Origin of the sequence: Shigella sp. FC1567 (assembly GCF_001743015.1) — a bacterium.
GTDB lineage: Bacteria > Pseudomonadota > Gammaproteobacteria > Enterobacterales > Enterobacteriaceae > Escherichia > Escherichia coli.
Genome location: NZ_MIIV01000222.1, coordinates 20,452 through 46,036, shown reverse-complemented (window position 1 = coordinate 46,036; position 25,585 = coordinate 20,452). Strand labels below are relative to the sequence as shown.

General features: G+C 52.1%; 26 protein-coding genes and 1 pseudogene. 14 read left to right on the top strand and 13 right to left on the bottom strand.

Annotated elements, in window-relative coordinates; genetic code table 11:
• Positions 1-62: 62 nt before the first annotated feature.
• From queA to yajD, 6 genes are all read left to right on the top strand, one after another.
• Complete coding sequence (gene queA / locus BHE85_RS13855) at positions 63-1,133, top strand: tRNA preQ1(34) S-adenosylmethionine ribosyltransferase-isomerase QueA (protein WP_001266475.1); 1,071 nt, start codon at positions 63-65, stop codon at positions 1,131-1,133.
• A 55-nt stretch (positions 1,134-1,188) separates the two neighbouring features.
• Positions 1,189-2,316 (top strand): tRNA guanosine(34) transglycosylase Tgt, encoded by a 1,128-nt coding sequence (tgt, locus tag BHE85_RS13850; RefSeq protein WP_000667319.1) that lies wholly within the window; start codon positions 1,189-1,191, stop codon positions 2,314-2,316.
• 22 nt (positions 2,317-2,338) lie between these two features.
• Positions 2,339-2,671 carry a preprotein translocase subunit YajC gene (gene yajC, locus BHE85_RS13845; RefSeq protein WP_000007629.1) on the top strand — a complete coding sequence of 111 codons (333 nt, stop codon included), beginning with the start codon at positions 2,339-2,341 and terminating at the stop codon, positions 2,669-2,671.
• A 27-nt stretch (positions 2,672-2,698) separates the two neighbouring features.
• Entirely contained in the window at positions 2,699-4,546 is a 1,848-nt protein-coding gene (gene secD / locus BHE85_RS13840; RefSeq protein WP_000934822.1) for a protein translocase subunit SecD, read from the top strand.
• 10 nt (positions 4,547-4,556) lie between these two features.
• Positions 4,557-5,528, top strand: a complete 972-nt coding sequence (gene secF, locus BHE85_RS13835; protein WP_000046645.1) for a protein translocase subunit SecF — start codon at positions 4,557-4,559, stop codon at positions 5,526-5,528.
• A 128-nt stretch (positions 5,529-5,656) separates the two neighbouring features.
• Positions 5,657-6,004: an HNH nuclease YajD gene (gene yajD / locus BHE85_RS13830; protein WP_000974813.1), complete on the top strand. Its 348-nt coding sequence runs from the start codon at positions 5,657-5,659 to the stop codon at positions 6,002-6,004.
• 176 nt (positions 6,005-6,180) lie between these two features.
• Here yajD and tsx read toward each other — a convergent pair whose 3' ends face one another.
• Complete coding sequence (tsx, locus tag BHE85_RS13825) at positions 6,181-7,065, bottom strand: nucleoside-specific channel-forming protein Tsx (RefSeq protein WP_004981149.1); 885 nt, start codon at positions 7,063-7,065, stop codon at positions 6,181-6,183.
• Positions 7,066-7,363: 298 nt separating this feature from the next.
• Positions 7,364-7,903, bottom strand: coding sequence for a SadB/YajI family lipoprotein (locus tag BHE85_RS13820; protein ID WP_005004736.1), 540 nt, complete (start codon positions 7,901-7,903; stop codon positions 7,364-7,366).
• Positions 7,904-8,053: 150 nt separating this feature from the next.
• Here BHE85_RS13820 and nrdR point away from each other — a divergent pair, with 150 nt between their 5' ends.
• From nrdR to pgpA, 6 genes are all read left to right on the top strand, one after another.
• Positions 8,054-8,503 carry a transcriptional regulator NrdR gene (nrdR, locus tag BHE85_RS13815; protein ID WP_000543535.1) on the top strand — a complete coding sequence of 150 codons (450 nt, stop codon included), beginning with the start codon at positions 8,054-8,056 and terminating at the stop codon, positions 8,501-8,503.
• A gap of 3 nt (positions 8,504-8,506) precedes the next feature.
• Positions 8,507-9,610, top strand: a complete 1,104-nt coding sequence (gene ribD, locus BHE85_RS13810; RefSeq protein ID WP_001150460.1) for a bifunctional diaminohydroxyphosphoribosylaminopyrimidine deaminase/5-amino-6-(5-phosphoribosylamino)uracil reductase RibD — start codon at positions 8,507-8,509, stop codon at positions 9,608-9,610.
• An 88-nt stretch (positions 9,611-9,698) separates the two neighbouring features.
• Positions 9,699-10,169, top strand: coding sequence for a 6,7-dimethyl-8-ribityllumazine synthase (gene ribH / locus BHE85_RS13805; protein WP_001021161.1), 471 nt, complete (start codon positions 9,699-9,701; stop codon positions 10,167-10,169).
• 19 nt (positions 10,170-10,188) lie between these two features.
• Positions 10,189-10,608, top strand: coding sequence for a transcription antitermination factor NusB (nusB, locus tag BHE85_RS13800; protein ID WP_000801125.1), 420 nt, complete (start codon positions 10,189-10,191; stop codon positions 10,606-10,608).
• A gap of 77 nt (positions 10,609-10,685) precedes the next feature.
• Positions 10,686-11,663 carry a thiamine-phosphate kinase gene (thiL, locus tag BHE85_RS13795; RefSeq protein ID WP_000752116.1) on the top strand — a complete coding sequence of 326 codons (978 nt, stop codon included), beginning with the start codon at positions 10,686-10,688 and terminating at the stop codon, positions 11,661-11,663.
• Positions 11,641-12,159 carry a phosphatidylglycerophosphatase A gene (gene pgpA / locus BHE85_RS13790; protein ID WP_000154044.1) on the top strand — a complete coding sequence of 173 codons (519 nt, stop codon included), beginning with the start codon at positions 11,641-11,643 and terminating at the stop codon, positions 12,157-12,159. Before thiL ends, pgpA begins: the two co-directional genes overlap by 23 nt.
• Before the next feature lie 53 nt (positions 12,160-12,212).
• Here the strand turns inward: pgpA and yajO are convergent, their stop codons facing one another.
• The 4 genes from yajO to xseB are packed head-to-tail and all read right to left on the bottom strand — an operon-like array spanning position 12,213 to position 16,270.
• Positions 12,213-13,187: a 1-deoxyxylulose-5-phosphate synthase YajO gene (yajO, locus tag BHE85_RS13785; RefSeq protein ID WP_001199809.1), complete on the bottom strand. Its 975-nt coding sequence runs from the start codon at positions 13,185-13,187 to the stop codon at positions 12,213-12,215.
• A 54-nt stretch (positions 13,188-13,241) separates the two neighbouring features.
• Complete coding sequence (gene dxs, locus BHE85_RS13780) at positions 13,242-15,104, bottom strand: 1-deoxy-D-xylulose-5-phosphate synthase (RefSeq protein ID WP_000006815.1); 1,863 nt, start codon at positions 15,102-15,104, stop codon at positions 13,242-13,244.
• A gap of 24 nt (positions 15,105-15,128) precedes the next feature.
• Entirely contained in the window at positions 15,129-16,028 is a 900-nt protein-coding gene (gene ispA, locus BHE85_RS13775; RefSeq protein ID WP_000347218.1) for a (2E,6E)-farnesyl diphosphate synthase, read from the bottom strand.
• Complete coding sequence (gene xseB / locus BHE85_RS13770) at positions 16,028-16,270, bottom strand: exodeoxyribonuclease VII small subunit (protein WP_001124935.1); 243 nt, start codon at positions 16,268-16,270, stop codon at positions 16,028-16,030. The genes ispA and xseB overlap by 1 nt, the downstream gene beginning before the upstream one ends.
• A 205-nt stretch (positions 16,271-16,475) precedes the next feature.
• Between xseB and thiI the strand changes: the two are divergent.
• Positions 16,476-17,923, top strand: a pseudogene (gene thiI / locus BHE85_RS13765) (tRNA uracil 4-sulfurtransferase ThiI).
• A gap of 53 nt (positions 17,924-17,976) precedes the next feature.
• Here the strand turns inward: thiI and yajL are convergent.
• Together yajL and panE are read right to left on the bottom strand one after the other, a co-directional pair.
• Complete coding sequence (gene yajL / locus BHE85_RS13760; protein ID WP_001276311.1) at positions 17,977-18,567, bottom strand: protein deglycase YajL; 591 nt, start codon at positions 18,565-18,567, stop codon at positions 17,977-17,979.
• Positions 18,530-19,441: a 2-dehydropantoate 2-reductase gene (gene panE, locus BHE85_RS13755; protein WP_000705843.1), complete on the bottom strand. Its 912-nt coding sequence runs from the start codon at positions 19,439-19,441 to the stop codon at positions 18,530-18,532. Before panE ends, yajL begins: the two co-directional genes overlap by 38 nt.
• A gap of 167 nt (positions 19,442-19,608) precedes the next feature.
• Here panE and yajQ point away from each other — a divergent pair, with 167 nt between their 5' ends.
• The gene (yajQ, locus tag BHE85_RS13750) at positions 19,609-20,100 is read left to right on the top strand and encodes a nucleotide binding protein YajQ (RefSeq protein WP_001138904.1); all 492 of its coding nucleotides are present in this window, start codon (positions 19,609-19,611) and stop codon (positions 20,098-20,100) included.
• Between the two features lie 127 nt (positions 20,101-20,227).
• On the opposite strand, the gene BHE85_RS13745 is transcribed toward yajQ, so the two are convergent.
• From BHE85_RS13745 to cyoB, 5 genes are all read right to left on the bottom strand, one after another.
• Positions 20,228-21,592 carry an MFS transporter gene (locus BHE85_RS13745; protein WP_001000952.1) on the bottom strand — a complete coding sequence of 455 codons (1,365 nt, stop codon included), beginning with the start codon at positions 21,590-21,592 and terminating at the stop codon, positions 20,228-20,230.
• A 148-nt stretch (positions 21,593-21,740) separates the two neighbouring features.
• Positions 21,741-22,631: a heme o synthase gene (gene cyoE, locus BHE85_RS13740; protein WP_000971336.1), complete on the bottom strand. Its 891-nt coding sequence runs from the start codon at positions 22,629-22,631 to the stop codon at positions 21,741-21,743.
• An 11-nt stretch (positions 22,632-22,642) separates the two neighbouring features.
• Positions 22,643-22,972, bottom strand: coding sequence for a cytochrome o ubiquinol oxidase subunit IV (locus tag BHE85_RS13735; RefSeq protein ID WP_000019869.1), 330 nt, complete (start codon positions 22,970-22,972; stop codon positions 22,643-22,645).
• Complete coding sequence (locus BHE85_RS13730; RefSeq protein ID WP_039063987.1) at positions 22,972-23,586, bottom strand: cytochrome o ubiquinol oxidase subunit III; 615 nt, start codon at positions 23,584-23,586, stop codon at positions 22,972-22,974. Before BHE85_RS13730 ends, BHE85_RS13735 begins: the two co-directional genes overlap by 1 nt.
• On the bottom strand, positions 23,576-25,567 hold the full coding sequence (gene cyoB, locus BHE85_RS13725; protein WP_039063988.1) for a cytochrome o ubiquinol oxidase subunit I: 1,992 nt from the start codon (positions 25,565-25,567) through the stop codon (positions 23,576-23,578). The genes BHE85_RS13730 and cyoB overlap by 11 nt, the downstream gene beginning before the upstream one ends.
• Between the last annotated feature and the right edge of the window lie 18 nt (positions 25,568-25,585).

Below are 25,585 nucleotides of genomic sequence, written 5' to 3'. Positions count from 1 at the left end.
GTTGCAGGGAGAGCGCCCCGGCACTAGACTACCCGCCTCTTATTTTAGTCTGAGTCAGTGTCATGCGCGTTACCGATTTCTTCTTTGAATTGCCCGAATCCCTGATTGCCCACTACCCCATGCCTGAACGCAGTAGCTGTCGTTTACTGTCGCTGGACGGGCCTACGGGCGCGCTGACGCACGGTACTTTCACCGATTTACTCGATAAGCTCAACCCCGGCGATCTTCTGGTTTTTAATAATACTCGCGTGATCCCGGCGCGCCTGTTTGGGCGTAAAGCCAGCGGCGGCAAGATTGAAGTGCTGGTTGAGCGGATGCTCGACGACAAACGCATTCTTGCGCATATTCGCGCCTCGAAAGCGCCAAAACCTGGCGCAGAACTGCTGCTGGGCGATGACGAAAGTATTAACGCAACAATGACCGCGCGCCACGGCGCACTGTTTGAAGTCGAATTCAATGATGATCGTTCGGTACTGGATATCCTCAACAGTATCGGGCATATGCCGCTGCCGCCGTATATCGACCGTCCGGACGAAGACGCTGACCGCGAACTTTATCAAACCGTTTATAGCGAAAAACCGGGCGCGGTTGCAGCCCCGACCGCTGGTCTGCATTTTGACGAGCCTTTGCTGGAAAAATTGCGCGCCAAAGGCGTGGAGATGGCGTTTGTGACGTTGCACGTTGGTGCGGGCACCTTCCAGCCGGTGCGCGTCGACACCATTGAAGATCACATCATGCACTCGGAATACGCTGAAGTACCGCAGGATGTGGTAGACGCGGTACTGGCGGCGAAAGCGCGCGGTAACCGGGTGATTGCGGTTGGCACCACTTCAGTACGTTCGCTGGAAAGCGCGGCTCAGGCAGCGAAAAACGATCTCATTGAACCGTTCTTCGACGATACCCAAATCTTTATCTATCCGGGCTTCCAGTACAAAGTGGTCGATGCGCTGGTGACGAACTTCCACTTGCCAGAGTCGACGCTGATTATGCTGGTTTCGGCCTTTGCCGGTTATCAACACACCATGAACGCCTATAAAGCAGCGGTAGAAGAGAAATATCGCTTTTTTAGTTACGGTGATGCGATGTTTATTACGTACAATCCGCAGGCAATTAATGAGCGCGTCGGGGAGTAATTCCGCGGCGCTGGTTTAAAACGTTGGACTGTTTTTCTGACGTAGTGGAGAAAAAATGAAATTTGAACTGGACACCACCGACGGTCGCGCACGCCGTGGCCGCCTGGTCTTTGATCGTGGCGTAGTGGAAACGCCTTGTTTTATGCCTGTTGGCACCTACGGCACCGTAAAAGGGATGACGCCGGAAGAAGTTGAAGCCACTGGCGCGCAAATTATCCTCGGCAACACCTTCCACCTGTGGCTGCGCCCGGGCCAGGAAATCATGAAACTGCACGGCGATCTGCACGATTTTATGCAGTGGAAGGGGCCGATCCTCACCGACTCCGGGGGCTTCCAGGTCTTCAGCCTTGGCGATATTCGTAAAATCACCGAACAGGGCGTGCACTTCCGTAACCCGATCAACGGCGATCCGATTTTCCTCGATCCTGAAAAATCAATGGAGATTCAGTACGATCTTGGTTCGGATATCGTCATGATCTTTGATGAGTGTACGCCGTATCCTGCTGACTGGGATTACGCAAAACGCTCCATGGAGATGTCTCTGCGTTGGGCGAAGCGTAGCCGTGAGCGTTTTGACAGTCTCGGAAACAAAAATGCGCTGTTTGGTATCATTCAGGGCAGCGTTTACGAAGATTTACGTGATATTTCTGTTAAAGGTCTGGTAGATATCGGTTTTGATGGCTACGCTGTCGGCGGTCTGGCTGTGGGTGAGCCGAAAGCAGATATGCACCGCATTCTGGAGCATGTATGCCCGCAAATTCCGGCAGACAAACCGCGTTACCTGATGGGCGTTGGTAAACCAGAAGACCTGGTTGAAGGCGTACGTCGTGGTATCGATATGTTTGACTGCGTAATGCCAACCCGCAACGCCCGAAATGGTCATTTGTTCGTGACCGATGGCGTGGTGAAAATCCGCAATGCGAAGTATAAGAGCGATACTGGCCCACTCGATCCTGAGTGTGATTGCTACACCTGTCGCAATTATTCACGCGCTTACTTGCATCATCTTGACCGTTGCAACGAAATATTAGGCGCGCGACTCAACACCATTCATAACCTTCGTTACTACCAGCGTTTGATGGCGGGTTTACGCAAGGCTATTGAAGAGGGTAAATTAGAGAGCTTCGTAACTGATTTTTACCAGCGTCAGGGGCGAGAAGTACCACCTTTGAACGTTGATTAATATTAATAATGAGGGAAATTTAATGAGCTTTTTTATTTCTGATGCGGTAGCGGCAACGGGTGCACCGGCGCAAGGTAGCCCGATGTCTTTGATTTTGATGCTGGTGGTATTCGGTCTGATTTTCTATTTCATGATCCTGCGTCCACAGCAGAAGCGCACCAAAGAACACAAAAAGCTGATGGACTCCATTGCCAAAGGTGATGAAGTTCTGACGAACGGTGGCCTGGTTGGTCGCGTAACCAAAGTAGCGGAAAACGGCTACATTGCTATCGCGCTGAATGACACCACTGAAGTAGTTATTAAACGTGACTTCGTAGCTGCCGTCCTGCCGAAAGGCACCATGAAGGCGCTGTAATTAAAATTTTTCCCTAAGGGAATTGCCGTGTTAAACCGTTATCCTTTGTGGAAGTACGTCATGCTGATCGTGGTGATTGTCATCGGTCTGCTGTATGCGCTTCCCAACCTGTTTGGTGAGGATCCGGCTGTTCAGATCACTGGTGCGCGCGGAGTCGCCGCCAGTGAGCAAACGCTGATCCAGGTCCAGAAAACGTTACAAGAAGAAAAAATAACTGCTAAGTCTGTGGCACTGGAAGAGGGCGCTATTCTTGCGCGCTTCGACTCCACTGACACCCAGCTGCGCGCTCGTGAAGCATTAATGGGCGTTATGGGTGACAAATACGTCGTGGCGCTTAACCTTGCCCCGGCAACGCCGCGCTGGCTGGCAGCTATTCACGCTGAGCCGATGAAGCTCGGCCTTGACCTGCGTGGCGGCGTTCACTTCCTGATGGAAGTGGATATGGACACCGCGCTTGGCAAACTCCAGGAACAAAATATCGATAGCCTGCGCAGCGATCTGCGTGAAAAGGGCATCCCGTATACCACCGTTCGTAAAGAAAACAACTACGGCCTGAGCATTACTTTCCGCGATGCTAAAGCTCGTGATGAAGCCATTGCGTATCTGAGCAAGCGCCATCCGGACCTGGTGATTAGTAGCCAGGGCAGCAACCAGCTGCGTGCGGTAATGAGCGATGCTCGTCTGAGTGAAGCGCGTGAATATGCGGTGCAGCAGAACATCAATATCCTGCGTAACCGTGTAAACCAACTTGGCGTAGCGGAGCCGGTGGTTCAGCGTCAGGGTGCTGACCGTATCGTTGTTGAACTGCCAGGTATTCAGGACACTGCGCGTGCGAAAGAGATTCTGGGTGCGACGGCAACGCTGGAATTCCGTCTGGTAAACACCAACGTTGACCAGGCCGCTGCGGCATCCGGTCGCGTACCGGGCGACTCTGAAGTGAAACAGACCCGCGAAGGTCAGCCAGTTGTGCTGTACAAACGCGTAATTCTGACCGGTGACCATATCACCGACTCCACTTCCAGCCAGGACGAATACAACCAACCGCAGGTTAACATCTCGCTCGATAGCGCTGGTGGTAACATCATGTCTAACTTCACTAAGGACAACATCGGCAAACCGATGGCAACCCTGTTTGTGGAGTACAAAGACAGCGGTAAGAAAGATGCAAATGGTCGTGCGGTTCTGGTGAAACAGGAAGAGGTGATTAACATCGCCAACATCCAGTCTCGTCTGGGTAACAGCTTCCGTATCACCGGCATCAACAACCCGAACGAAGCCCGTCAGCTGTCACTGCTGCTGCGTGCCGGTGCGTTGATCGCGCCGATTCAGATTGTTGAAGAACGTACCATTGGCCCAACCCTGGGTATGCAGAACATTGAACAGGGGCTGGAGGCTTGCCTTGCCGGTCTGCTGGTTTCTATTCTGTTCATGATCATCTTCTATAAGAAGTTTGGTCTGATTGCGACCAGTGCTCTGATTGCCAACTTGATCTTAATCGTCGGCATTATGTCGCTGTTGCCAGGCGCAACGCTGAGTATGCCAGGTATCGCGGGTATCGTCTTAACCCTTGCGGTGGCGGTCGATGCGAACGTACTGATCAACGAACGTATTAAAGAAGAGTTGAGCAACGGACGTACTGTTCAACAGGCAATTGATGAAGGTTATCGTGGCGCATTCAGTTCTATCTTCGATGCGAACATCACCACGCTGATTAAAGTCATCATCCTGTACGCAGTGGGTACCGGGGCAATTAAAGGGTTCGCGATTACTACCGGTATCGGTGTGGCGACGTCGATGTTTACCGCGATTGTCGGTACGCGTGCCATCGTAAACCTGCTATATGGCGGCAAGCGCGTCAAGAAGCTGTCAATCTGAGGAGTGCGATGTGGCACAGGAATATACTGTTGAACAACTAAACCACGGCCGTAAAGTCTATGACTTTATGCGCTGGGACTACTGGGCTTTCGGCATCTCTGGTCTGCTGTTAATCGCCGCTATCGTTATTATGGGCGTGCGCGGCTTTAACTGGGGGCTGGATTTCACCGGTGGTACGGTTATCGAAATTACGCTCGAAAAACCGGCTGAAATTGACGTAATGCGTGATGCATTGCAAAAAGCCGGTTTTGAAGAGCCAATGCTGCAAAACTTTGGTAGCAGCCACGACATCATGGTCCGTATGCCGCCTGCTGAAGGCGAAACCGGCGGTCAGGTGCTGGGCAGCCAGGTTCTGAAGGTGATTAACGAATCCACCAATCAGAATGCAGCAGTGAAGCGTATTGAGTTCGTCGGTCCGAGCGTGGGGGCAGACCTTACGCAAACCGGTGCGATGGCGTTGATGGCGGCGCTGCTGTCTATCCTTGTGTACGTAGGTTTTCGCTTTGAGTGGCGACTGGCGGCAGGGGTTGTTATTGCGCTGGCGCACGACGTTATCATTACGCTGGGTATTTTGTCGTTATTCCATATCGAGATTGACCTGACCATTGTGGCATCGTTGATGTCGGTTATCGGTTACTCGCTTAACGACAGTATCGTGGTATCGGACCGTATTCGTGAAAACTTCCGCAAGATCCGTCGCGGTACGCCTTACGAAATCTTTAACGTGTCCTTGACCCAGACGCTGCACCGTACCTTGATCACATCCGGTACTACCTTGATGGTTATCCTGATGCTGTACCTCTTCGGTGGTCCGGTACTGGAAGGCTTCTCGCTGACCATGCTTATCGGTGTTTCCATCGGTACTGCATCTTCCATCTATGTGGCATCTGCGTTGGCTCTGAAACTGGGTATGAAGCGCGAACACATGTTGCAGCAGAAAGTGGAAAAAGAAGGGGCGGATCAGCCGTCAATTCTGCCGTAATCAAGTTCCCGTTGATGTTGAAAATCCCGGTCAGAAGATCGGGATTTTTTTTGATGTATGGAGATTGCGAAAATCCCCGCATCTTGGGAAACTGCGCGTAACCCTACATTTCATCCAGGTAACTCTTCATGGCTATCATCCCAAAAAACTATGCGCGGTTAGAAAGCGGCTATCGCGAAAAAGCATTAAAAATATATCCGTGGGTCTGCGGTCGCTGTTCCCGCGAGTTTGTTTATTCCAACCTGCGTGAACTTACCGTTCACCACATTGATCACGACCATACCAATAACCCGGAAGATGGCAGTAACTGGGAATTGCTTTGTCTCTATTGCCACGATCATGAGCATTCGAAATATACCGAAGCGGATCAGTATGGTACGACCGTTATCGCAGGGGAAGATGCGCAGAAAGATGTCGGTGAAGCGAAGTACAACCCATTCGCTGACCTGAAAGCGATGATGAACAAGAAGAAGTGATTAAAACGTAAAATTGCCTGATGCGCTACGCTTATCAGGCCTACGTTATTTCAGCAATATATTGAATTTACGTGCTTTTGTGGGCCGGACAAAGCGTTTACGCCGCATCCGGCATGAACAAAGCTCACGTTGTTAACAATCAGAAATGCCGGGAATAAATCCCGGCATTTTCATAATCAGAAGTTGTAACCTACTACCAGGTAACCACCCCAGCCGGTAGAGCGAACGTTGAAGTTGCCGTTGCCGAAGTTCAGTTCTGCATCGTCGTTCCACTGACCACCGTCGTGCCAGTAACGAGCTACGACAGAGTAGTGCCAGTGATCGTAGTTCAGAGCCAGAATATGGCTGGAAGCGATAGAGTTATTAGTACGGGTCTTAATACCGTTGATTGCGTTACCGCTGTCATCCCCTAAATCGGAACCCCAGTCGAAGTTGGTGAAGCCGATGTAGCTCAGCTGACCGCCCCACAGATCGGTAATCGGCACAAAGTATTTAATTTTGAAACGGTAACCGTCCCACTCGTTTTCGTTCGCTGCGCCATAGTTCTGCCACTGGTATTTCGCATAGACGTTCATGGACAGGCTCATCGGCAGACCAGTATCGATGTCGGTACCCAGACCCATGTACCAGGTGCTCTGGCGACCATTTTTATTACGACCCATGTCGTAAATGTAGTTGTTCGCGAAGTACCACTCTTTGAACGGACCGAAGTTAAGGTCAGTATTGGTCAGCTTGTCGATGGAGAAACGTGGTTCGATTTCCATAAACAGCGGAGAACCGTGGTTCCAGATACCTTTAGCATCGGAGTTACCGCCGAAGAATACCGGCGCATCCGCATAACCATAGAAGTCGAACCAGTCTTTTTTAGCGAATGCTTCGTACTCAAGGTAGGTATCGTTGCGGATCTGCGGTCCGAAACGGGTGTGATAGCTTCCGACAACGTTAACGCTCTGGTGCCACCAGTCGGAAAGATACTGCGGTTTGTCGTTTTCAGCTGCGTTGACAGTAAAAGACGAAGAGAGCGCCAGTACCGCACCGGCTGCCAGTAATGTTTTTTTCATATGTATGCCACTGTTTGAAAATCCCTTGCGGGAGTGAAAAAGGCGCAAATTGCGTTTCTAAATATTTCGTATACAGAGGAGCCTATTATAAAAATCATTGCTCACAAAAATATGTTTCGTTTCACAGTTCTATCATTTACGTAATCGATTGCGTTCACGTTTACACACATTCGGGCGGGGATTGTACTGACTTTCGCCCTTGTTGCAAACTTTTACTATCAATCCAGGTGATGTAAGCAGAGTAACAAAATGACGGGGAAAGATGTTGCGGGACGCACAAAATCGTCCCGAAATACGTTTACTGCATAACAGGTTGAATGTCGTGGATACGTACAAAGCCTAACTGATCCACAGAAATCCCCTTTAATTGTAACGGAATATCAACATCGCTGGGGGCGAGGACGCTGGCAGGGGCATTAATCAATTGATTCTGCACATTGATTTCCTGAAAGTTGTCTATTGTTCCCTGAATTTGCCCATATTCAACAGTTCCGCTGAATGCGGGCAAGGGATCATTCGACTCACCCTGAATACGTAGTGTAAGGGTGGTGCCATCTGTATCAGGCGTAATATTCACCAGCGACATACGTAAAGTACCGATCTGGCTTTCCAGTCTTGCCGGTGTTTTCGCTCCAGGCAGAAGGTAACCCCCACTGCTGGATTTTGCATTCAGTCTGTTTTGCTGAGTGATTTTGACTGTTTCTTGATTGAGTTGCGTCATCTCCTGGTTCAGCGTGCTGACGCTGTGTTTCATCTGTCGCACTTCACTTTGCTGCACACAGGCGCTAAGGCTGAACAGGCTTCCCAGCAGGAGCAGTCGAAAAACGTTAGTATTCATAGGTCGTCCCTTTCTCGTCGCAATTAGCCTAATGGTAGAGGGTAAAAGCAGCGAAAGCATCGATCCTTTATCTCAAAAGCGTTGCGCCTTTGTTGTATCGTCAGTTCAGGGTAAAATAGATTTCCGTTAACCACCTGGTCAGGACGCCGTATGCATTGCCCATTCTGTTTCGCCGTGGACACTAAGGTAATTGACTCTCGTCTCGTGGGCGAGGGTTCATCCGTACGCCGCCGTCGGCAGTGTCTGGTGTGTAATGAACGTTTCACCACCTTTGAAGTGGCGGAGCTGGTTATGCCGCGTGTTGTAAAAAGCAACGACGTGCGTGAACCGTTTAATGAAGAGAAATTGCGTAGCGGAATGCTGCGGGCGCTGGAAAAACGTCCGGTGAGTTCCGATGACGTTGAAATGGCAATCAATCATATTAAATCGCAGCTGCGCGCCACCGGTGAGCGCGAAGTACCGAGCAAGATGATTGGCAATCTGGTGATGGAGCAATTGAAAAAGCTCGATAAAGTCGCCTATATCCGTTTTGCCTCTGTCTACCGCAGTTTCGAAGATATCAAAGAATTTGGCGAAGAGATCGCGCGCCTGGAGGACTAAGCCGTGCAGGACGAGTATTACATGGCGCGGGCGCTAAAGCTGGCGCAACGAGGACGTTTTACCACCCACCCCAACCCAAATGTCGGGTGCGTCATTGTCAAAGATGGCGAAATTGTCGGTGAAGGTTACCATCAACGAGCGGGTGAACCACATGCCGAAGTACACGCGTTGCGTATGGCGGGTGAAAAAGCCAAAGGTGCAACGGCGTATGTGACACTCGAACCTTGCAGCCATCACGGCCGTACGCCGCCTTGCTGTGATGCTTTAATTGCCGCAGGTGTGGCGCGCGTGGTTGCCTCGATGCAAGATCCTAACCCGCAGGTCGCTGGGCGTGGACTTTACCGTCTGCAACAGGCTGGCATTGACGTCAGCCACGGCCTGATGATGAGTGAAGCCGAGCAATTGAATAAAGGCTTTCTCAAGCGGATGCGCACCGGCTTTCCTTATATTCAGTTAAAACTTGGCGCATCGCTTGATGGTCGCACGGCGATGGCGAGCGGCGAAAGCCAGTGGATCACTTCGCCCCAGGCGCGGCGTGATGTACAACGACTGCGCGCGCAAAGTCATGCCATTTTAACCAGCAGCGCCACGGTGCTGGCGGATGATCCTGCCTTAACGGTGCGTTGGTCCGAACTGGATGAACAAACTCAGGCGCTCTACCCGCAACAAAATCTCCGCCAGCCGGTACGTATTGTGATTGATAGCCAAAATCGCGTGACGCCGGAACATCACATTGTGCAGCAGCCCGGCGAAACCTGGTTCGCGCGTACGCAGGAAGATTCTCGTGAGTGGCCGGAAACGGTGCGTACCTTGCTGATTCCAGAGCATAAAGGTCATCTGGATCTGGTTGTACTGATGATGCAACTGGGTAAACAGCAGATTAACAGCATCTGGGGGGAAGCGGGGCCAACGCTCGCTGGCGCATTGCTGCAGGCGGGTTTAGTCGATGAGCTGATTGTCTATATCGCACCTAAACTATTAGGCAGCGACGCCCGTGGATTATGCACCCTGCCAGGGCTTGAGAAATTAGCCGACGCCCCCCAATTTAAATTCAAAGAGATACGTCATGTAGGCCCGGATGTTTGCCTGCATTTAGTGGGTGCATGATCTCCCGGCTCGAAAGGGAAGCAGCGCACGAAATATTATGCTAAAATCCGCCCCCCTGCGGGGCCATACTCGAACCCGAAGGAAGAAAATGAACATTATTGAAGCTAACGTTGCTACCCCGGACGCTCGCGTCGCCATCACCATCGCGCGTTTCAACAACTTTATCAATGACAGCCTGCTGGAAGGTGCAATTGACGCACTGAAACGTATCGGTCAGGTAAAAGATGAAAACATTACCGTTGTTTGGGTGCCTGGTGCCTATGAGCTGCCGCTGGCGGCGGGTGCACTGGCTAAAACCGGTAAATACGACGCGGTGATTGCGCTGGGTACGGTTATTCGTGGTGGCACTGCCCATTTTGAATATGTCGCTGGTGGTGCAAGCAACGGCCTGGCGCATGTTGCCCAGGACAGCGAAATTCCGGTTGCTTTTGGGGTTCTGACCACTGAAAGCATTGAACAAGCGATCGAACGTGCTGGCACCAAAGCTGGCAACAAAGGTGCAGAAGCTGCACTGACCGCGCTTGAAATGATTAATGTATTGAAAGCCATCAAGGCCTGAAATTAGTAAGGGGAAATCCGTGAAACCTGCTGCTCGTCGCCGCGCTCGTGAGTGTGCCGTCCAGGCGCTCTACTCCTGGCAGTTGTCCCAGAACGACATCGCTGATGTTGAATACCAGTTCCTGGCTGAACAGGATGTAAAAGACGTTGACGTCCTGTACTTCCGTGAGCTGCTGGCCGGGGTGGCGACTAATACCGCATACCTCGACGGACTGATGAAGCCATACCTGTCCCGTCTGCTGGAAGAACTGGGACAGGTAGAAAAAGCAGTACTGCGCATTGCGCTGTACGAACTGTCTAAACGTAGCGATGTGCCATACAAAGTGGCCATTAACGAAGCGATCGAACTGGCGAAATCGTTCGGCGCAGAAGACAGCCATAAGTTCGTCAACGGTGTACTCGATAAAGCAGCACCTGTGATTCGCCCTAACAAAAAGTAATATCCAGGCCGGTAGATTCACGGAAGACCGTTCCATGATCGCCGGCCTTTTCTTTTTTACCTGCTGAGGCATAACGTATGGCATGTGGCGAGTTCTCCCTGATTGCCCGTTATTTTGACCGTGTAAGAAGTTCTCGTCTTGATGTCGAACTGGGCATCGGCGACGATTGCGCACTTCTCAATATCCCCGAGAAACAGACCCTGGCGATCAGCACTGATACGCTGGTGGCGGGCAACCACTTCCTCCCTGATATCGATCCTGCTGATCTGGCGTATAAAGCACTGGCGGTGAACCTAAGCGATCTGGCAGCGATGGGGGCCGATCCGGCCTGGCTGACGCTGGCATTAACCTTGCCGGACGTAGACGAAGCGTGGCTTGAGTCCTTCAGCGACAGTTTGTTTGATCTTCTCAATTATTACGATATGCAACTCATTGGCGGCGATACCACGCGTGGGCCATTATCAATGACGTTGGGTATCCACGGCTTTGTTCCGATGGGACGAGCCTTAACGCGCTCTGGGGCGAAACCGGGTGACTGGATCTATGTGACCGGTACACCGGGCGATAGCGCCGCCGGGCTGGCGATTTTGCAAAACCGTTTGCAGGTTGCCGATGCTAAAGATGCGGACTACTTGATCAAACGTCATCTCCGTCCATCGCCGCGTATTTTACAGGGGCAGGCACTGCGCGATCTGGCAAATTCAGCTATCGATCTCTCTGACGGTCTGATTTCCGATCTCGGGCATATCGTGAAAGCCAGCGACTGCGGCGTACGTATTGACCTGGCATTGCTGCCGTTTTCTGATGCGCTTTCTCGCCATGTTGAACCGGAACAGGCGCTGCGCTGGGCGCTCTCTGGCGGTGAAGATTACGAGTTGTGTTTCACGGTGCCGGAACTGAACCGTGGAGCGCTGGATGTGGCTCTCGGACACCTGGGCGTACCGTTTACCTGTATCGGGCAAATGACCGCCGATATCGAAGGGCTTTGTTTTATTCGTGACGGTGAACCTGTTACGTTAGACTGGAAAGGATATGACCATTTTGCCACGCCATAAAGATGTCGCGAAAAGTCGCCTGAAGATGAGTAATCCGTGGCATCTACTTGCTGTCGGATTCGGAAGTGGATTAAGCCCGATCGTTCCTGGGACGATGGGCTCGCTGGCAGCGATTCCGTTCTGGTATCTGATGACCTTTTTGCCCTGGCAGCTCTACTCGCTGGTGGTGATGCTGGGGATCTGTATCGGCGTCTATCTTTGTCATCAGACCGCAAAAGATATGGGCGTGCACGATCACGGCAGCATTGTCTGGGACGAATTTATTGGTATGTGGATCACGCTCATGGCGCTGCCGACCAATGACTGGCAGTGGGTTGCCGCCGGGTTTGTGATTTTCCGTATTCTGGATATGTGGAAACCGTGGCCGATCCGCTGGTTTGATCGCAATGTGCATGGCGGCATGGGGATCATGATAGATGATATTGTCGCCGGGGTGATCTCCGCTGGCATCCTGTACTTTATTGGTCATCACTGGCCGCTGGGCATTCTGTCGTAGTTGTGCACCGATGCCTGATGTGACGCTTGTTGCGTCTCATCAGGCCTGGACTCTTATTTAAATCCTACTACCGGATGCGGTTTATACGGCGTTTCCAGTTCGGCAATCTGTTCCGGCTTCAAAGTGATATCCACCGCGTTCAATAGCTCATCAAGCTGTTCTTCCCGCGATGTACCGATAATCGGTGCGGCAATGCCCGGTTTACTCAACAACCAAGCCAGCGCAACTTGTGCTCGTGTTGCACCGAGTTCTTCACTGACGCCCGTTAACCGCTCTGCGATCTGCGCGTCATTTTCATCGCTTTCTTTATAGAGATTTTTCCCCACCTCATCAGACACCAGTCGTGCGGTAGTTTCTCCCCACGGACGCGTCAGTCGCCCCCGCGCCAGCGGGCTCCACGGAATCACCGCCACGCCCTCCTGATAAAACAGTGGCAGCATCTCGCGCTCTTCTTCGCGATAAATCAGATTGTAGTGATCCTGCATACTGACAAACTGCGCCCAGCCGTGCTGTTTTTGGAGTTCCAGTGCCTGAGCAAACTGCGAAGCGTGCATTGATGACGCGCCGATATAACGCGCTTTCCCGGCTTTTACCACGTCGTTCAGGGCTTCCAGCGTCTCTTCGATCGGCGTGTTGTAATCCCAGCGATGAATTTGCAGGATATCGACATAATCCATGCCGAGACGTCGCAGGCTGTCGTCGATAGAGCGCAAAATTTGTGCACGGGATAATCCTTCCGGTAAATCACCAACGCGATGGAACACTTTGGTGGCAACGACCACGTCTTCACGACGGGCGAAATCCCGCAGTGCGCGACCAACGATCTCTTCGCTGCTACCATCGGAATAGCTATTGGCGGTATCAAAGAAATTTATGCCGCCTTCCAGTGCGCGTTTAATTATGGGACGGCTGCTCTCTTCCGGCAGTGTCCATGCGTGATTACCACGATCTGGCTCGCCAAAGGTCATACAGCCGAGGCAAAGTCGGGAAACGCGAAGGTCGGTTTTTCCTAAGGGGTTGTATTGCATGCTGCCACTCCTGCCATGAATAATTTCTTAAGCATAGCAGGAGTGGAGTAGGGATTATGCCAGCCAGGCCTTGATTTTGGCTTCCATACCGGCGGCATCGAGGCCGAGTTCGGCGCGCATTTCTTCCTGCGTTCCTTGCGGAATAAAGAAGTCAGGCAGGCCAATGTTCAGCACGGGGACTGGTTTACGATGGGCCATTAGCACTTCGTTCACTCCGCTGCCTGCACCGCCCATAATGGCGTTTTCTTCTACGGTAACCAGTGCTTCATGACTGGCGGCCATTTCCAGAATTAACGCTTCATCAAGCGGTTTCACAAAACGCATATCGACCAGCGTGGCGTTCAGCGATTCGGCGACTTTCGCCGCTTCTGGCATCAGCGTACCAAAGTTAAGGATCGCCAGTTTCTCGCCACGACGCTTCACAATGCCTTTGCCAATTGGTAGTTTTTCCAGCGGCGTCAGTTCCACGCCGACCGCGTTGCCACGCGGGTAGCGCACCGCTGACGGGCCATCGTTATAGTGATAGCCGGTATAGAGCATCTGGCGACATTCGTTTTCATCGCTCGGGGTCATAATGACCATTTCCGGTATGCAGCGCAGGTAAGAGAGATCAAAAGCACCCTGATGGGTTTGACCGTCAGCACCAACAATGCCCGCGCGGTCGATGGCGAACAGGACCGGAAGCTTTTGAATTGCCACGTCATGCAGCACCTGATCATAGGCGCGTTGCAGGAAAGTGGAGTAGATCGCGACAATGGGTTTGTACCCACCAATCGCCAGACCGGCGGCAAAGGTCACTGCGTGTTGCTCGGCAATTGCCACGTCGAAGTAGCGATCCGGGAATTTACGAGAAAACTCGACCATGCCGGAACCTTCACGCATCGCCGGAGTAATCGCCATCAGCTTGTTATCTTTCGCCGCCGTTTCGCACAACCAGTCGCCAAAGATTTTTGAATAGCTCGGTAAACCGCCGCTACTTTTCGGCAAACAACCGCTGGAGGGATCAAATTTAGGCACGGCGTGGAAAGTGATTGGGTCTTTTTCTGCCGGTTCATAACCACGACCTTTTTTGGTCATGATATGCAGGAACTGCGGGCCTTTCAGGTCACGCATGTTCTTCAGCGTGGTGATAAGCCCCAGCACATCGTGACCGTCAACCGGGCCGATGTAGTTAAAGCCCAGCTCTTCAAACAACGTGCCAGGGACTACCATGCCTTTAATATGTTCTTCGGTACGTTTGAGCAGCTCTTTAATGGGTGGCACGCCAGAGAAAACTTTTTTCCCGCCTTCGCGCAGTGAAGAGTAAAGCTTACCGGAAAGCAGCTGCGCCAGATGGTTGTTGAGCGCGCCGACATTTTCGGAAATCGACATTTCGTTGTCGTTGAGGACCACCAGCATATCAGGACGGATATCGCCCGCGTGATTCATCGCTTCAAACGCCATGCCTGCGGTAATCGCGCCATCGCCGATTACACAGACGGTACGGCGATTTTTGCCTTCTTTCTCGGCAGCAACCGCAATACCAATTCCGGCACTGATGGAGGTTGATGAATGCCCGACGCTTAATACGTCATATTCGCTTTCGCCGCGCCACGGGAACGGGTGCAGGCCGCCTTTCTGACGGATGGTGCCGATTTTGTCGCGGCGTCCGGTCAAAATTTTATGCGGATAAGCCTGATGCCCCACATCCCAAATCAATTGGTCAAACGGGGTGTTGTAGACATAGTGCAGCGCCACGGTCAGTTCGACCGTGCCCAGCCCGGAGGCGAAGTGCCCGCTGGAACGGCTCACGCTGTCGAGTAAATAGCGGCGCAGTTCGTCGCAGAGTTTCGGTAAACTCTCTTTCGGCAACAGTCGTAACTCCTGGGTGGAGTCGACCAGTGCCAGGGTCGGGTATTTGGCAATATCAAAACTCATCAGGGGCCTATTAATACTTATTGTTTATTTATTACGCTGGATGATGTAGTCCGCTAGCGCTTCCAGTGCCGAGGTATCGGGTGACTGTTCAGCCAGTTGTTTCAGCGACTGACGGGCATCGTCGATCAGATCCCGGGCTTTCTTCCGGGCTTGCTCAAGACCCAGAAGTGCAGGGTAGGTACTTTTACCAAGTTGCTGGTCGGCACCCTGGCGTTTTCCCAACGTTGCAGTATCTCCTACCACATCCAGGATGTCATCCTGAACCTGGAAGGCAAGGCCGATGCTCTCTGCGTACTTGTCGAGTACTGGCAGAGCACGACGCCCTTTATCTCCGGCGCTTAATGCACCAAGGCGAACGGCGGCGCGAATCAATGCGCCGGTTTTATGACGATGAATACGCTCAAGCGCGTCCAGAGGTACGTGTTTGCCTTCCGCGTCTAAATCTAATGCCTGACCACCGCACATTCCGGCAATACCGCTGGCGCTCGCCAGTTCAGAAATCATCGAAATTCTGTCGCGATCCGACACTTCCGGCATATCAGCATCGCTTAAAATCGAGAACGCCAGCGTTTGTAAAGCGTCGCCAGCGAGAATCGCGTTTGCTTCGCCAAACTTCACATGGCAGGTCGGCAAACCGCGACGCAGATCGTCATCATCCATCGCCGGTAAATCATCATGAATTAATGAGTAAGCGTGGATACACTCTACGGCGGCAGCGGGTGCGTCCAGCGTGTTTGTGCTAACGCCAAACATATGACCGGTGGCATAAACCAGGAAGGGTCGCAGACGCTTACCACCTAATAATGCACCATACTGCATGGTTTCGACCACGGGAGTGTTCTGAAAGGGCAGTGGGGCGATAAAACGGCTCAGCGCCTGGTTGGCCTGCTTAACGCAGGCTTCGAGTTGCTGCGGAAAGTCCATTACTCATTGTCCGGTGTAAAAGGGGTTAGAGAGGCGTCTTCATTGTCAGACAGCAGAATTTGTACGCGCTGTTCGGCTTGTTGTAATTTGGCCTGCCCCTGACGTGCCAGCTGCACGCCGCGTTCGAACTCGTTCAGCGCCTCTTCCAGCGGCAGGTCGCCACTTTCCAGACGGGTTACAATCTGTTCCAGCTCGCTCAGCGCCTTTTCAAAGCTGGCGGGAGCCTCATTTTTCTTCGGCATAATGAATGTCTGACTCTCAATATTTTTCGCCCCGTCATGGTAACGGACTCAGGGCAAATAGCAAATAACGCGCAATGGTAAGGTGATGTGCGCAGCAAAGCGATGTTAGTGGTATACTTCCGCGCCTGGATGCAGCCGCAGGTGTGGGCTGCTGTATTTTTCCCTATACAAGTCGCTTAAGGCTTGCCAACGAACCATTGCCGCCATGAAGTTTATCATTAAATTGTTCCCGGAAATCACCATCAAAAGCCAATCTGTGCGCTTGCGCTTTATAAAAATCCTTACCGGGAACATTCGTAACGTTTTAAAGCACTATGATGAGACGCTCGCTGTCGTCCGCCACTGGGATAACATCGAAGTTCGTGCAAAAGATGAAAACCAGCGTCTGGCTATTCGCGACGCCCTGACCCGTATTCCGGGTATCCACCATATTCTCGAAGTCGAAGACGTGCCGTTTACCGACATGCACGATATTTTTGAGAAAGCGTTGGTTCAGTATCGCGATCAGCTGGAAGGCAAAACCTTCTGCGTACGCGTGAAGCGCCGTGGCAAACATGATTTTAGCTCGATTGATGTGGAACGTTACGTCGGCGGCGGTTTAAATCAGCATATTGAGTCGCGCGCGTGAAGCTGACCAATCCGGAAGTGACTGTCCATCTGGAAGTGGAAGACGATCGTCTCCTGCTGATTAAAGGCCGCTACGAAGGTATTGGCGGTTTCCCGATCGGCACCCAGGAAGATGTGCTGTCGCTCATTTCCGGTGGTTTCGACTCCGGTGTTTCCAGTTATATGTTGATGCGTCGCGGCTGCCGCGTGCATTACTGTTTCTTTAACCTTGGCGGCGCGGCGCATGAAATTGGCGTGCGTCAGGTGGCGCATTATCTGTGGAACCGTTTTGGCAGCTCCCACCGCGTGCGTTTTGTCGCTATTAATTTCGAACCGGTCGTCGGGGAAATTCTCGAGAAAATCGACGACGGTCAGATGGGCGTTATCCTCAAACGTATGATGGTGCGTGCCGCGTCTAAAGTGGCTGAACGTTACGGCGTACAGGCGCTGGTCACCGGCGAAGCGCTCGGCCAGGTGTCCAGTCAGACGCTGACCAACCTGCGCCTGATTGATAACGTCTCCGATACGCTGATCCTGCGTCCGCTGATTTCTTACGACAAAGAGCACATCATCAACCTGGCTCGCCAGATTGGCACCGAAGACTTTGCTCGCACGATGCCGGAATATTGCGGTGTTATCTCCAAAAGCCCGACGGTGAAAGCGGTTAAGTCGAAGATTGAAGCGGAAGAAGAGAAATTCGACTTCAGCATTCTCGATAAAGTGGTTGAAGAAGCGAATAACGTTGATATCCGCGAAATCGCCCTGCAGACCGAGCAGGAAGTGGTGGAAGTGGAAACCGTCAATGGCTTCGGCCCGAACGACGTGATCCTCGATATCCGTTCTATCGATGAACAGGAAGATAAGCCACTGAAAGTCGAAGGGATTGATGTAGTTTCTCTGCCGTTCTATAAACTGAGCACCAAGTTTGGCGATCTCGACCAGAACAGAACCTGGCTACTGTGGTGTGAGCGCGGGGTGATGAGCCGTCTGCAGGCGCTCTATCTGCGCGAGCAGGGCTTTAACAATGTGAAGGTATATCGCCCGTAATTTGTGGTTGTAACGTCGCATCTGGTCAGATGCGACGCTTACCGCATCCGACACTACTCGTAATAATTATAAATCCCTGCCGCCATCACCAGTTGTGATGCCACTTCATGGGCTTTCTCGCGCCCAACCTGCAGGTCGATAATTTTCAGACCAAAGTCGATAGCTGTCCCCGGCCCCTGGCTGGTCAGCAATTTTACCCGTGCATCCCAGACGACGCGCTTGTCCTGCCATTGTTCAGCGGGAATTTTGTCTTTCAGCGTCGGGAAGCCGGTCATATTACCAATCGGGAAGATATCGTGCGGCACCAGCACGGTGGCTGGCGCGGCGCAAATAGCCGCGACGATACGCCCGGAACGGTGGAACTGTTTAACGGTTTCAACCAGCAGAGTGCTATCGCGAAAACACTCTGCGCCTTTAATGCCACCAGGCAGTACGATCACGTCATATTCGCCATCAGCCACCTCGACCAGCGGCGCATCCGCCAGCAGCTTCACGCCGCGCGAGCAGGTAATTGCCAGGTTGCCATCGCTGGCTACGCTGGCAGTGGTGACTTTGATACCGCCGCGAACCAAGAGGTCGATCGTGGTGACGGCTTCAGTCTCTTCACTACCAGGGGCGAGGCAAACCAGTGCCGATGCGCTCATATTCACTCTCCTTTCTTTTTACCATTTCAAACAGGCGGGTGTTTTCCGGTACGGCAATCCCATGCGCGCGGGCGCGGCGTAAGAGAAAACCATTGATATAGTCGATTTCGGTGTGGCGCAGCGCGCGGATATCCTGCAACATCGACGAGATATTTTCCGCTGTGGCATCAATCACCTGCATCACGTAATCACGCAAATCTTCCGCTGAAGTATGATGCCCTTCGCGTTCGATCACTGCCGCGACTTCTTCGCATATTTGCATAATTTCTTGCGGATGATGACGTAATTCACCGTTCGGGCAATTCCAGATGGCGGTCAGTGGATTAATCACGCAGTTGACTGCCAGCTTGCGCCACAGCTCGGCGCGAATATTGTTATGCCAGGCAACGTCAGGCAACACGGTTTGTAAAATATCCGCCAGATAACTGTAATCGCCATCCTGTTGCCGTGCCGGACCAATATGCGTGATACCGTTTGCCACATGAATAATGACATTGCCGTCGCGGCGGGCGGCATGGGTGGTGGTGCCCATCAGTAATGGCTGCTGAATATTTTGCAACTCTTCGATGGTGCCCATGCCGTTGTGAATTAACAGTATTGGCGTGGTTACAGGCAGTGTGGACGCGAGGCTTTTGACGGCATCGGAAACCTGCCATGCTTTCAGCGTCACCAGGAGCAGATCGCTGGTGGCGAGAAAATCGGGATCGTTGGCGGTCAGCGATTCGTTAAATATCGAACCATCTGTCTCAACCAGATTCGCACTACAATAAGGTTGCGGTACGCGCAGCCAGCCCTGAACTTCATGACCCTGTTTGCAAAGTGCTGTAAGCCATAATTGCCCTAAGGCACCGCATCCCAATACGGTAATTTTCATTGTTCCTCCTCACCCGCAACCACTCCGGGTGTTCAATAAGGCTATCCCTTAATTGTGCATGCTGTTGCGACTATGCACAATTAAGGGATACGTCCTGGTGCAGGACTGTCGGTTATTTAACTTTGCGGGTATTATGCTTCGCATCAAAAATGAAGGGAGAGGAAAAGATGCCATCTTTCGATATTGTCTCTGAAGTTGATCTTCAGGAAGCACGTAACGCGGTCGATAACGCGAGCCGCGAAGTGGAGTCCCGTTTTGACTTCCGTAACGTTGAAGCCTCATTTGAGCTGAACGACGCCAGCAAAACCATCAAAGTGTTGAGCGAGTCCGATTTCCAGGTCAATCAGTTGCTGGATATTCTGCGTGCCAAGCTGCTGAAGCGCGGCATTGAAGGCAGTTCACTGGATGTACCGGAAAATATCGTTCATAGCGGTAAAACCTGGTTTGTGGAAGCGAAACTGAAGCAGGGCATTGAGAGCGCGACCCAGAAAAAAATCGTCAAGATGATCAAAGACAGCAAACTGAAAGTGCAGGCGCAAATTCAGGGCGATGAGATCCGCGTGACTGGCAAATCTCGTGATGATTTGCAGGCTGTCATGGCGATGGTGCGCGGTGGCGATCTGGGTCAGCCGTTCCAGTTCAAAAACTTCCGCGATTAATCGCGACAACCTGCGCTTTGTTCATGTCAGATGCGGCATGAACGCCTGGTTCGGCCTACAAAGGCTTGTAAATCAGGAGCTTAGTAGGCCTGATGAGCGTAGCGCAGCAGGCAATTTCGCCTCGCTTTTATGCCTGGCGAATTGCCTGTTCAACATCAAAGCGATTCGTCACTTTGCTGTCGATTTTCACATAAGCTGAATGTTCTTCTTCTGCAATCAACACTTCTTTGATGCCTTCAGTTTCTAGCAAACGCACTTTTAACGCCTCGTTTGCGGCAATGTTCGCCGGGATTTCAATGCGCAAACTGCTGACATACGCCGGTTCTTTCATGGTACTGGCGACTGCCAGCCACACTGCGGCCAGCATTGCGCCAGCGAGAAATACGCCCTGACCGTCAAACATGCCGTCAATCCAGCCGCCCAGTGAACCGCCAATCGCCACGCCAAGAAACTGGCTGGTGGAGTAAACACCCATCGCTGTACCTTTGTAACCTGCTGGCGACTCTTTACTGATAAGTGAAGGCAGAAGGGCTTCCATCAAATTAAACGCTACAAAGAAAAGCTGCACGCCGACCACCAGTTGCCAGAACTGCGTTTGCGCGTTCCACAACACAATTTCCGCAACCACGATCAATCCGACGCAGAAGACAAAGACTTGCTTCATTTTGCGCTTAACTTCAGCGTAGATAATGAAAGGCACGACCGAGCCAAAGGCGATTAGCATTGTCGCCAGATAGACCTTCCAGTGTTCAGCCGCCGGGAACCCTGCATCAGCCAGTTGTCCGGGCAGGGCAACAAACGTCGACATCAGCAAAATATGCAGACACATAATGCCAAAGTTGAGTTTCAGCAGCCGCGGTTCCGCCAGCACTTTACTGAAACTGCCTTTCACCATTCCGGACTCACGATTAAGTACGTGAGTGCTACTGTTGGGCACAACCCAAATGGTCAACGCAATGCCGGTCGTTGCCAGAATAGCGATCATCCAGAACAGCGCGTGCAGCCCAAGTTTGTGAGTGATGATCGGGCCAAGCACCATCGCAATGGCAAAGGTAATGCCAAAGCTCACGCCGATAAACGCCATTGCTTTGGTGCGGTTTTGTTCGCGCGTGAGATCGGAAAGCAGCGCCATAACGGCAGCGGCAATCGCACCGGAGCCTTGTAGCGCCCGGCCTAGAATAATTCCCCAGATGGAGTCAGAGAGCGCAGCGATAACGCTACCGGCGGCAAACACCGCCAGCCCACCGACAATTAATGGTTTGCGACCAATACGGTCGGAAAGCAGGCCAAACGGAATCTGAAAAACGGCCTGAGTCAGACCATAAATACCAATGGCAATACCGATTAATGCTTCGCTGGCACCTTGCAGAGCCATGCCATACGTGGTCAGAACCGGCAGAACCATAAACATGCCCAGCATGCGCAACGAGAATACGGTCCCTAAACCCCAGGTCGCGCGCCTCTCACCTGGCGTCATTTTATAATCGTTCATTACCACCTCTGTTTTAAATTCGCGACTAGTGTAAAGCGGCAAACGAATGGGGTAAACATGCGGATTTTTTAGTAAATATTTCGAGAGGGATATGTTTCTAATGCTAAGAAAAAAGGTGCCGTAGCACCTTTTTAATAGAGAGGTTTTGTTACCACACAGCAGCCAGCAGCGTATGCGAGTCCGGTACCATAAAATCAACGGACATCATCACCGAGAGGGCAGTGATGGCGATGATAGAGAAGCCGAACAGCTTGCGCGCCCAGATTCTGTCATCAGCAACTTTATAACCGCGCAGAGCCATACCTAACCACCAGACGCTAACCGCCGCGGCGACCACCAGATATTTATATCCAGCGTAACCGCCAAGAGAGAGCATCAGCGTGGCAACGGCAAAGGCGATGATATACAGCGTGATGTGATTCTTCGCCACCGAAATGCCTTTTACCACTGGCAATACCGGAATGTTTGCCGCCTGGTAATCCTTAAAGCGGAAAATGGCGATGGCATAGGAGTGAGGCATCTGCCACAGGCTGAAGATAGCCAGCAGGATCGCTGCGCCGCTATCGAACTCGCCGGTTACTGCACAGTAGCCAATCACCGGCGGCGCAGCGCCGGAGAGCGAACCAATCAATGTGCCGTAGACTGAGTGGCGTTTCATGTACAGGCTATAGACGCCGACATAAACCACAAAGCCCATCACCCCCAGCCAGCAGGCCAGCGGATTCGCGCCAAACCACAGCAGCATAAAGCCAGCAATACCCAGCAAGGTGGCGTACACCAGCGAGACAGCAGGAGAGATCAGGCCTTTAACCAGCACCCGATTCTTCGTCCTTTCCATCTTTCTGTCGATATCCCTGTCGATGTAGTTGTTAAACACACAACCCGACGCCACAACCAGTGACACCCCAACCAGCGTGTAGATAAACAGGGGATAATCAATGCTGCCCTTTGAGGCCAGCAGGAATCCCCCAATCACCGAGATCAGGTTGCCAAAGATGATGCCTGGTTTCGTTACTTGCAGGTATTGCTTAAACATCATAACCGCCGCTCTTAGTGCATCATCATGTTGTAGTTGAGGTTCCACATAATCCAGATGGAGCCTACAACCAGGATAGCGATGATTAGCACGGTGAAGACAAACGCCGTCATGTTCCAGCCTTCATCTGATTTGGTATTCATGTGCAGGAAGCACACCAGATGCACCAGAACCTGTACCACTGCCATTGCCAGGATTGTTCCCAGAATTACGGCCGGAGAGGCAGCCCCTGTCATCACCATCCAGAACGGAATCACCGTCAGAATGATCGACAGGATAAAGCCTGTCATGTAGGTTTTTACGCTGCCATGGGACGCGCCGCTGTGATCGGTAGAATGACTCATTACATCGCCCCCATCAGATAAACAACAGTGAACACACAGATCCAAACCACATCCAGGAAGTGCCAGAACAGGCTCAGGCACATGATGCGGGTACGGTTAGTGCTGGTCAGGCCGCGACGAGCGATTTGTACCATCAGCACCGCCATCCAGATAAGACCGGAAGTGACGTGCAGACCGTGCGTGCCGACCAGCGCAAAGAACGCTGACAGGAAGCCGCTGCGATCCGGACCCATGCCGTTAACAATCAGGTGATGGAATTCGTAGATTTCCATCCCGATAAATCCGGCACCAAACAAACAGGTCAACGCCAGCCAGGAGATAACCTGGCTTTTGTTGTTTTTGTACATGGCGATAGCCGCCATGCCGTAGGTGATGGAGCTGAACAACAGCAAGAAAGTTTCAACCAGAACGAACGGCAGTTCGAAAATGTCCTTACCTGTCGGGCCGCTTGCGGTGCCGTTCACCAGAACGGCATAGGTAGCAAACAAGATTGAGAACAGAATGCAGTCGCTCATCAGGTAGATCCAAAATCCGAAGATTTTGGTTCCGCCTGCATCGTGGTGCCCGTGTTCGTGCGCGTGGGCAGTCGCGTGCGTCAAAGTATCAGTTGCCATTTTTCAGCCCTGCCTTAGTAATCTCATCGAAATGCTGGTTTTCCAGTTTTTCGATTTCTGCCACCGGCACGTAGTAATCCACGTCCTCGTCGAAGCTTTTCACGATCCAGGTGATGATCATGCCTGCGAAGCCAACAATCGCCAGCCACCAGATATGCCAGATCATGGCGAAACCGAAGATGGTGGAGAAAGCTGCAATGACGATACCTGCACCGCTGTTTTTCGGCATATGAATTTCTTCATAGTGGTCAGGCTTTTTATACGCTTCGCCTTTCTCTTTCATTTCCCAGAATGCATCACGCTCGTGAACGTGCGGCACAACGGCAAAGTTATAGAACGGAGGCGGGGAAGAGTTTGCCCACTCCAGCGTACGGCCACCCCACGGGTCGCCAGTCAGGTCACGGTTCTGGTCGCGGTCGCGAATAGAAACGTACATCTGAATAACGAGGCAGAGAATACCCAGCGCAATCAGTACTGCACCGCTAGCTGCAATCATCAGCATGGTGTGGAACTGCGGGTCAATCTGCTGGCTCAAACGACGGGTCATGCCCATGAAGCCCAGTGCATACAGCGGCATAAAGGCAACGAAGAAGCCGATGATCCAGAACCAGAACGCGCGTTTACCCCAGGTTTCATTCAGTTTGAAACCGAACGCTTTAGGCCACCAGTAGATCATCCCTGCGAAGCAGCCGAAGACCACGCCGCCGATGATAACGTTATGGAAGTGCGCAATCAGGAACAGGCTGTTATGCAGAACGAAGTCCGCGCCCGGTACTGCCAGCAGCACGCCAGTCATCCCGCCCACCGAGAAAGTGACGATAAAACCGATGGTCCACAGCATCGCAGAATGGAACACGATACGGCCCTGATACATGGTGAACAGCCAGTTGAAGATCTTCACCCCGGTCGGGATGGCGATAATCATTGTGGTGATACCAAAGAAGGCGTTTACGTTCGCGCCCGCACCCATCGTAAAGAAGTGGTGCAGCCAAACGATGAACGACAGCACGGTGATACAGACGGTTGCCCATACCAGCGAGGTATAACCAAACAGACGTTTACGCGAGAAGGTTGCCGCAATTTCGGAGAACACACCGAAAACAGGCAGGATCAGGATGTAAACTTCCGGGTGGCCCCAGGCCCAAATCAGGTTGATGTACATCATCATGTTGCCACCCATATCGTTGGTAAAGAAATGGGTGCCCAGATAGCGATCCAGGGTCAACAACGCGACGGTAACCGTCAGAATTGGGAAGGAAGCAATAATCAGTACGTTCGCGCACAGTGATGCCCAGGTAAATACTGGCATCTTGAACATGGTCATGCCCGGTGCGCGCATCTTCAGAATGGTAACGAAGAAGTTGATACCGGTAAGCGTCGTACCTATACCGGATAGCTGGAGACTCCATATCCAGTAATCAACACCGACTCCCGGACTGTACTCTATTCCCGATAGCGGTGGATAGGCCAGCCAGCCGGTCTGCGCAAATTCGCCCACGCCGAGAGAAACGTTAACCAGAATCACACCAACAACAGTAAACCAGAAGCTTAAGTTGTTGAGGAACGGGAACGCAACGTCACGCGCGCCGATCTGCAGCGGAACCACCAGGTTCATCAGACCGATAACGAAAGGCATCGCCACGAAGAAGATCATAATCACGCCGTGCGCGGTGAAGATCTGATCGTAGTGGTGAGGTGGCAGGAAGCCCGCTTCGCCCGCCGAGGCAAGAGCCTGCTGGCTACGCATCATAATGGCGTCAGCAAAACCACGCAGCAACATCACAATCGCCACGATGATATACATGATACCGAGGCGTTTATGGTCGACGGAGGTCAGCCACTCTTTCCACAGGTAGGTCCACTTACCGAAGTAAGTGATCAGGCCAACGAGCGCCAGACCTCCCAAAATAATGCCAGCGATCGTAACCATGACGATAGGTTCATGGAACGGGACTGCATCAAGTGATAATTTTCCGAACATCTTTATTCTTCCTCAACC

Coding starts and splice junctions, on each gene's coding strand:
- tsx (WP_004981149.1), bottom strand. CDS start 7,065: ATGAAAAAAACATTACTGGCAGCCGGTGCGGTACTGGCGCTCTCTTCG.
- BHE85_RS13745 (WP_001000952.1), bottom strand. CDS start 21,592: ATGAACGATTATAAAATGACGCCAGGTGAGAGGCGCGCGACCTGGGGT.
- ispA (WP_000347218.1), bottom strand. CDS start 16,028: ATGGACTTTCCGCAGCAACTCGAAGCCTGCGTTAAGCAGGCCAACCAG.
- xseB (WP_001124935.1), bottom strand. CDS start 16,270: ATGCCGAAGAAAAATGAGGCTCCCGCCAGCTTTGAAAAGGCGCTGAGC.
- cyoE (WP_000971336.1), bottom strand. CDS start 22,631: ATGATGTTTAAGCAATACCTGCAAGTAACGAAACCAGGCATCATCTTT.
- thiL (WP_000752116.1), top strand. CDS start 10,686: ATGGCATGTGGCGAGTTCTCCCTGATTGCCCGTTATTTTGACCGTGTA.
- dxs (WP_000006815.1), bottom strand. CDS start 15,104: ATGAGTTTTGATATTGCCAAATACCCGACCCTGGCACTGGTCGACTCC.
- nrdR (WP_000543535.1), top strand. CDS start 8,054: ATGCATTGCCCATTCTGTTTCGCCGTGGACACTAAGGTAATTGACTCT.
- yajD (WP_000974813.1), top strand. CDS start 5,657: ATGGCTATCATCCCAAAAAACTATGCGCGGTTAGAAAGCGGCTATCGC.
- BHE85_RS13730 (WP_039063987.1), bottom strand. CDS start 23,586: ATGGCAACTGATACTTTGACGCACGCGACTGCCCACGCGCACGAACAC.
- yajL (WP_001276311.1), bottom strand. CDS start 18,567: ATGAGCGCATCGGCACTGGTTTGCCTCGCCCCTGGTAGTGAAGAGACT.
- pgpA (WP_000154044.1), top strand. CDS start 11,641: ATGACCATTTTGCCACGCCATAAAGATGTCGCGAAAAGTCGCCTGAAG.
- tgt (WP_000667319.1), top strand. CDS start 1,189: ATGAAATTTGAACTGGACACCACCGACGGTCGCGCACGCCGTGGCCGC.
- BHE85_RS13820 (WP_005004736.1), bottom strand. CDS start 7,903: ATGAATACTAACGTTTTTCGACTGCTCCTGCTGGGAAGCCTGTTCAGC.
- yajO (WP_001199809.1), bottom strand. CDS start 13,187: ATGCAATACAACCCCTTAGGAAAAACCGACCTTCGCGTTTCCCGACTT.
- queA (WP_001266475.1), top strand. CDS start 63: ATGCGCGTTACCGATTTCTTCTTTGAATTGCCCGAATCCCTGATTGCC.
- ribH (WP_001021161.1), top strand. CDS start 9,699: ATGAACATTATTGAAGCTAACGTTGCTACCCCGGACGCTCGCGTCGCC.
- panE (WP_000705843.1), bottom strand. CDS start 19,441: ATGAAAATTACCGTATTGGGATGCGGTGCCTTAGGGCAATTATGGCTT.
- BHE85_RS13735 (WP_000019869.1), bottom strand. CDS start 22,972: ATGAGTCATTCTACCGATCACAGCGGCGCGTCCCATGGCAGCGTAAAA.
- yajQ (WP_001138904.1), top strand. CDS start 19,609: ATGCCATCTTTCGATATTGTCTCTGAAGTTGATCTTCAGGAAGCACGT.
- yajC (WP_000007629.1), top strand. CDS start 2,339: ATGAGCTTTTTTATTTCTGATGCGGTAGCGGCAACGGGTGCACCGGCG.
- cyoB (WP_039063988.1), bottom strand. CDS start 25,567: ATGTTCGGAAAATTATCACTTGATGCAGTCCCGTTCCATGAACCTATC.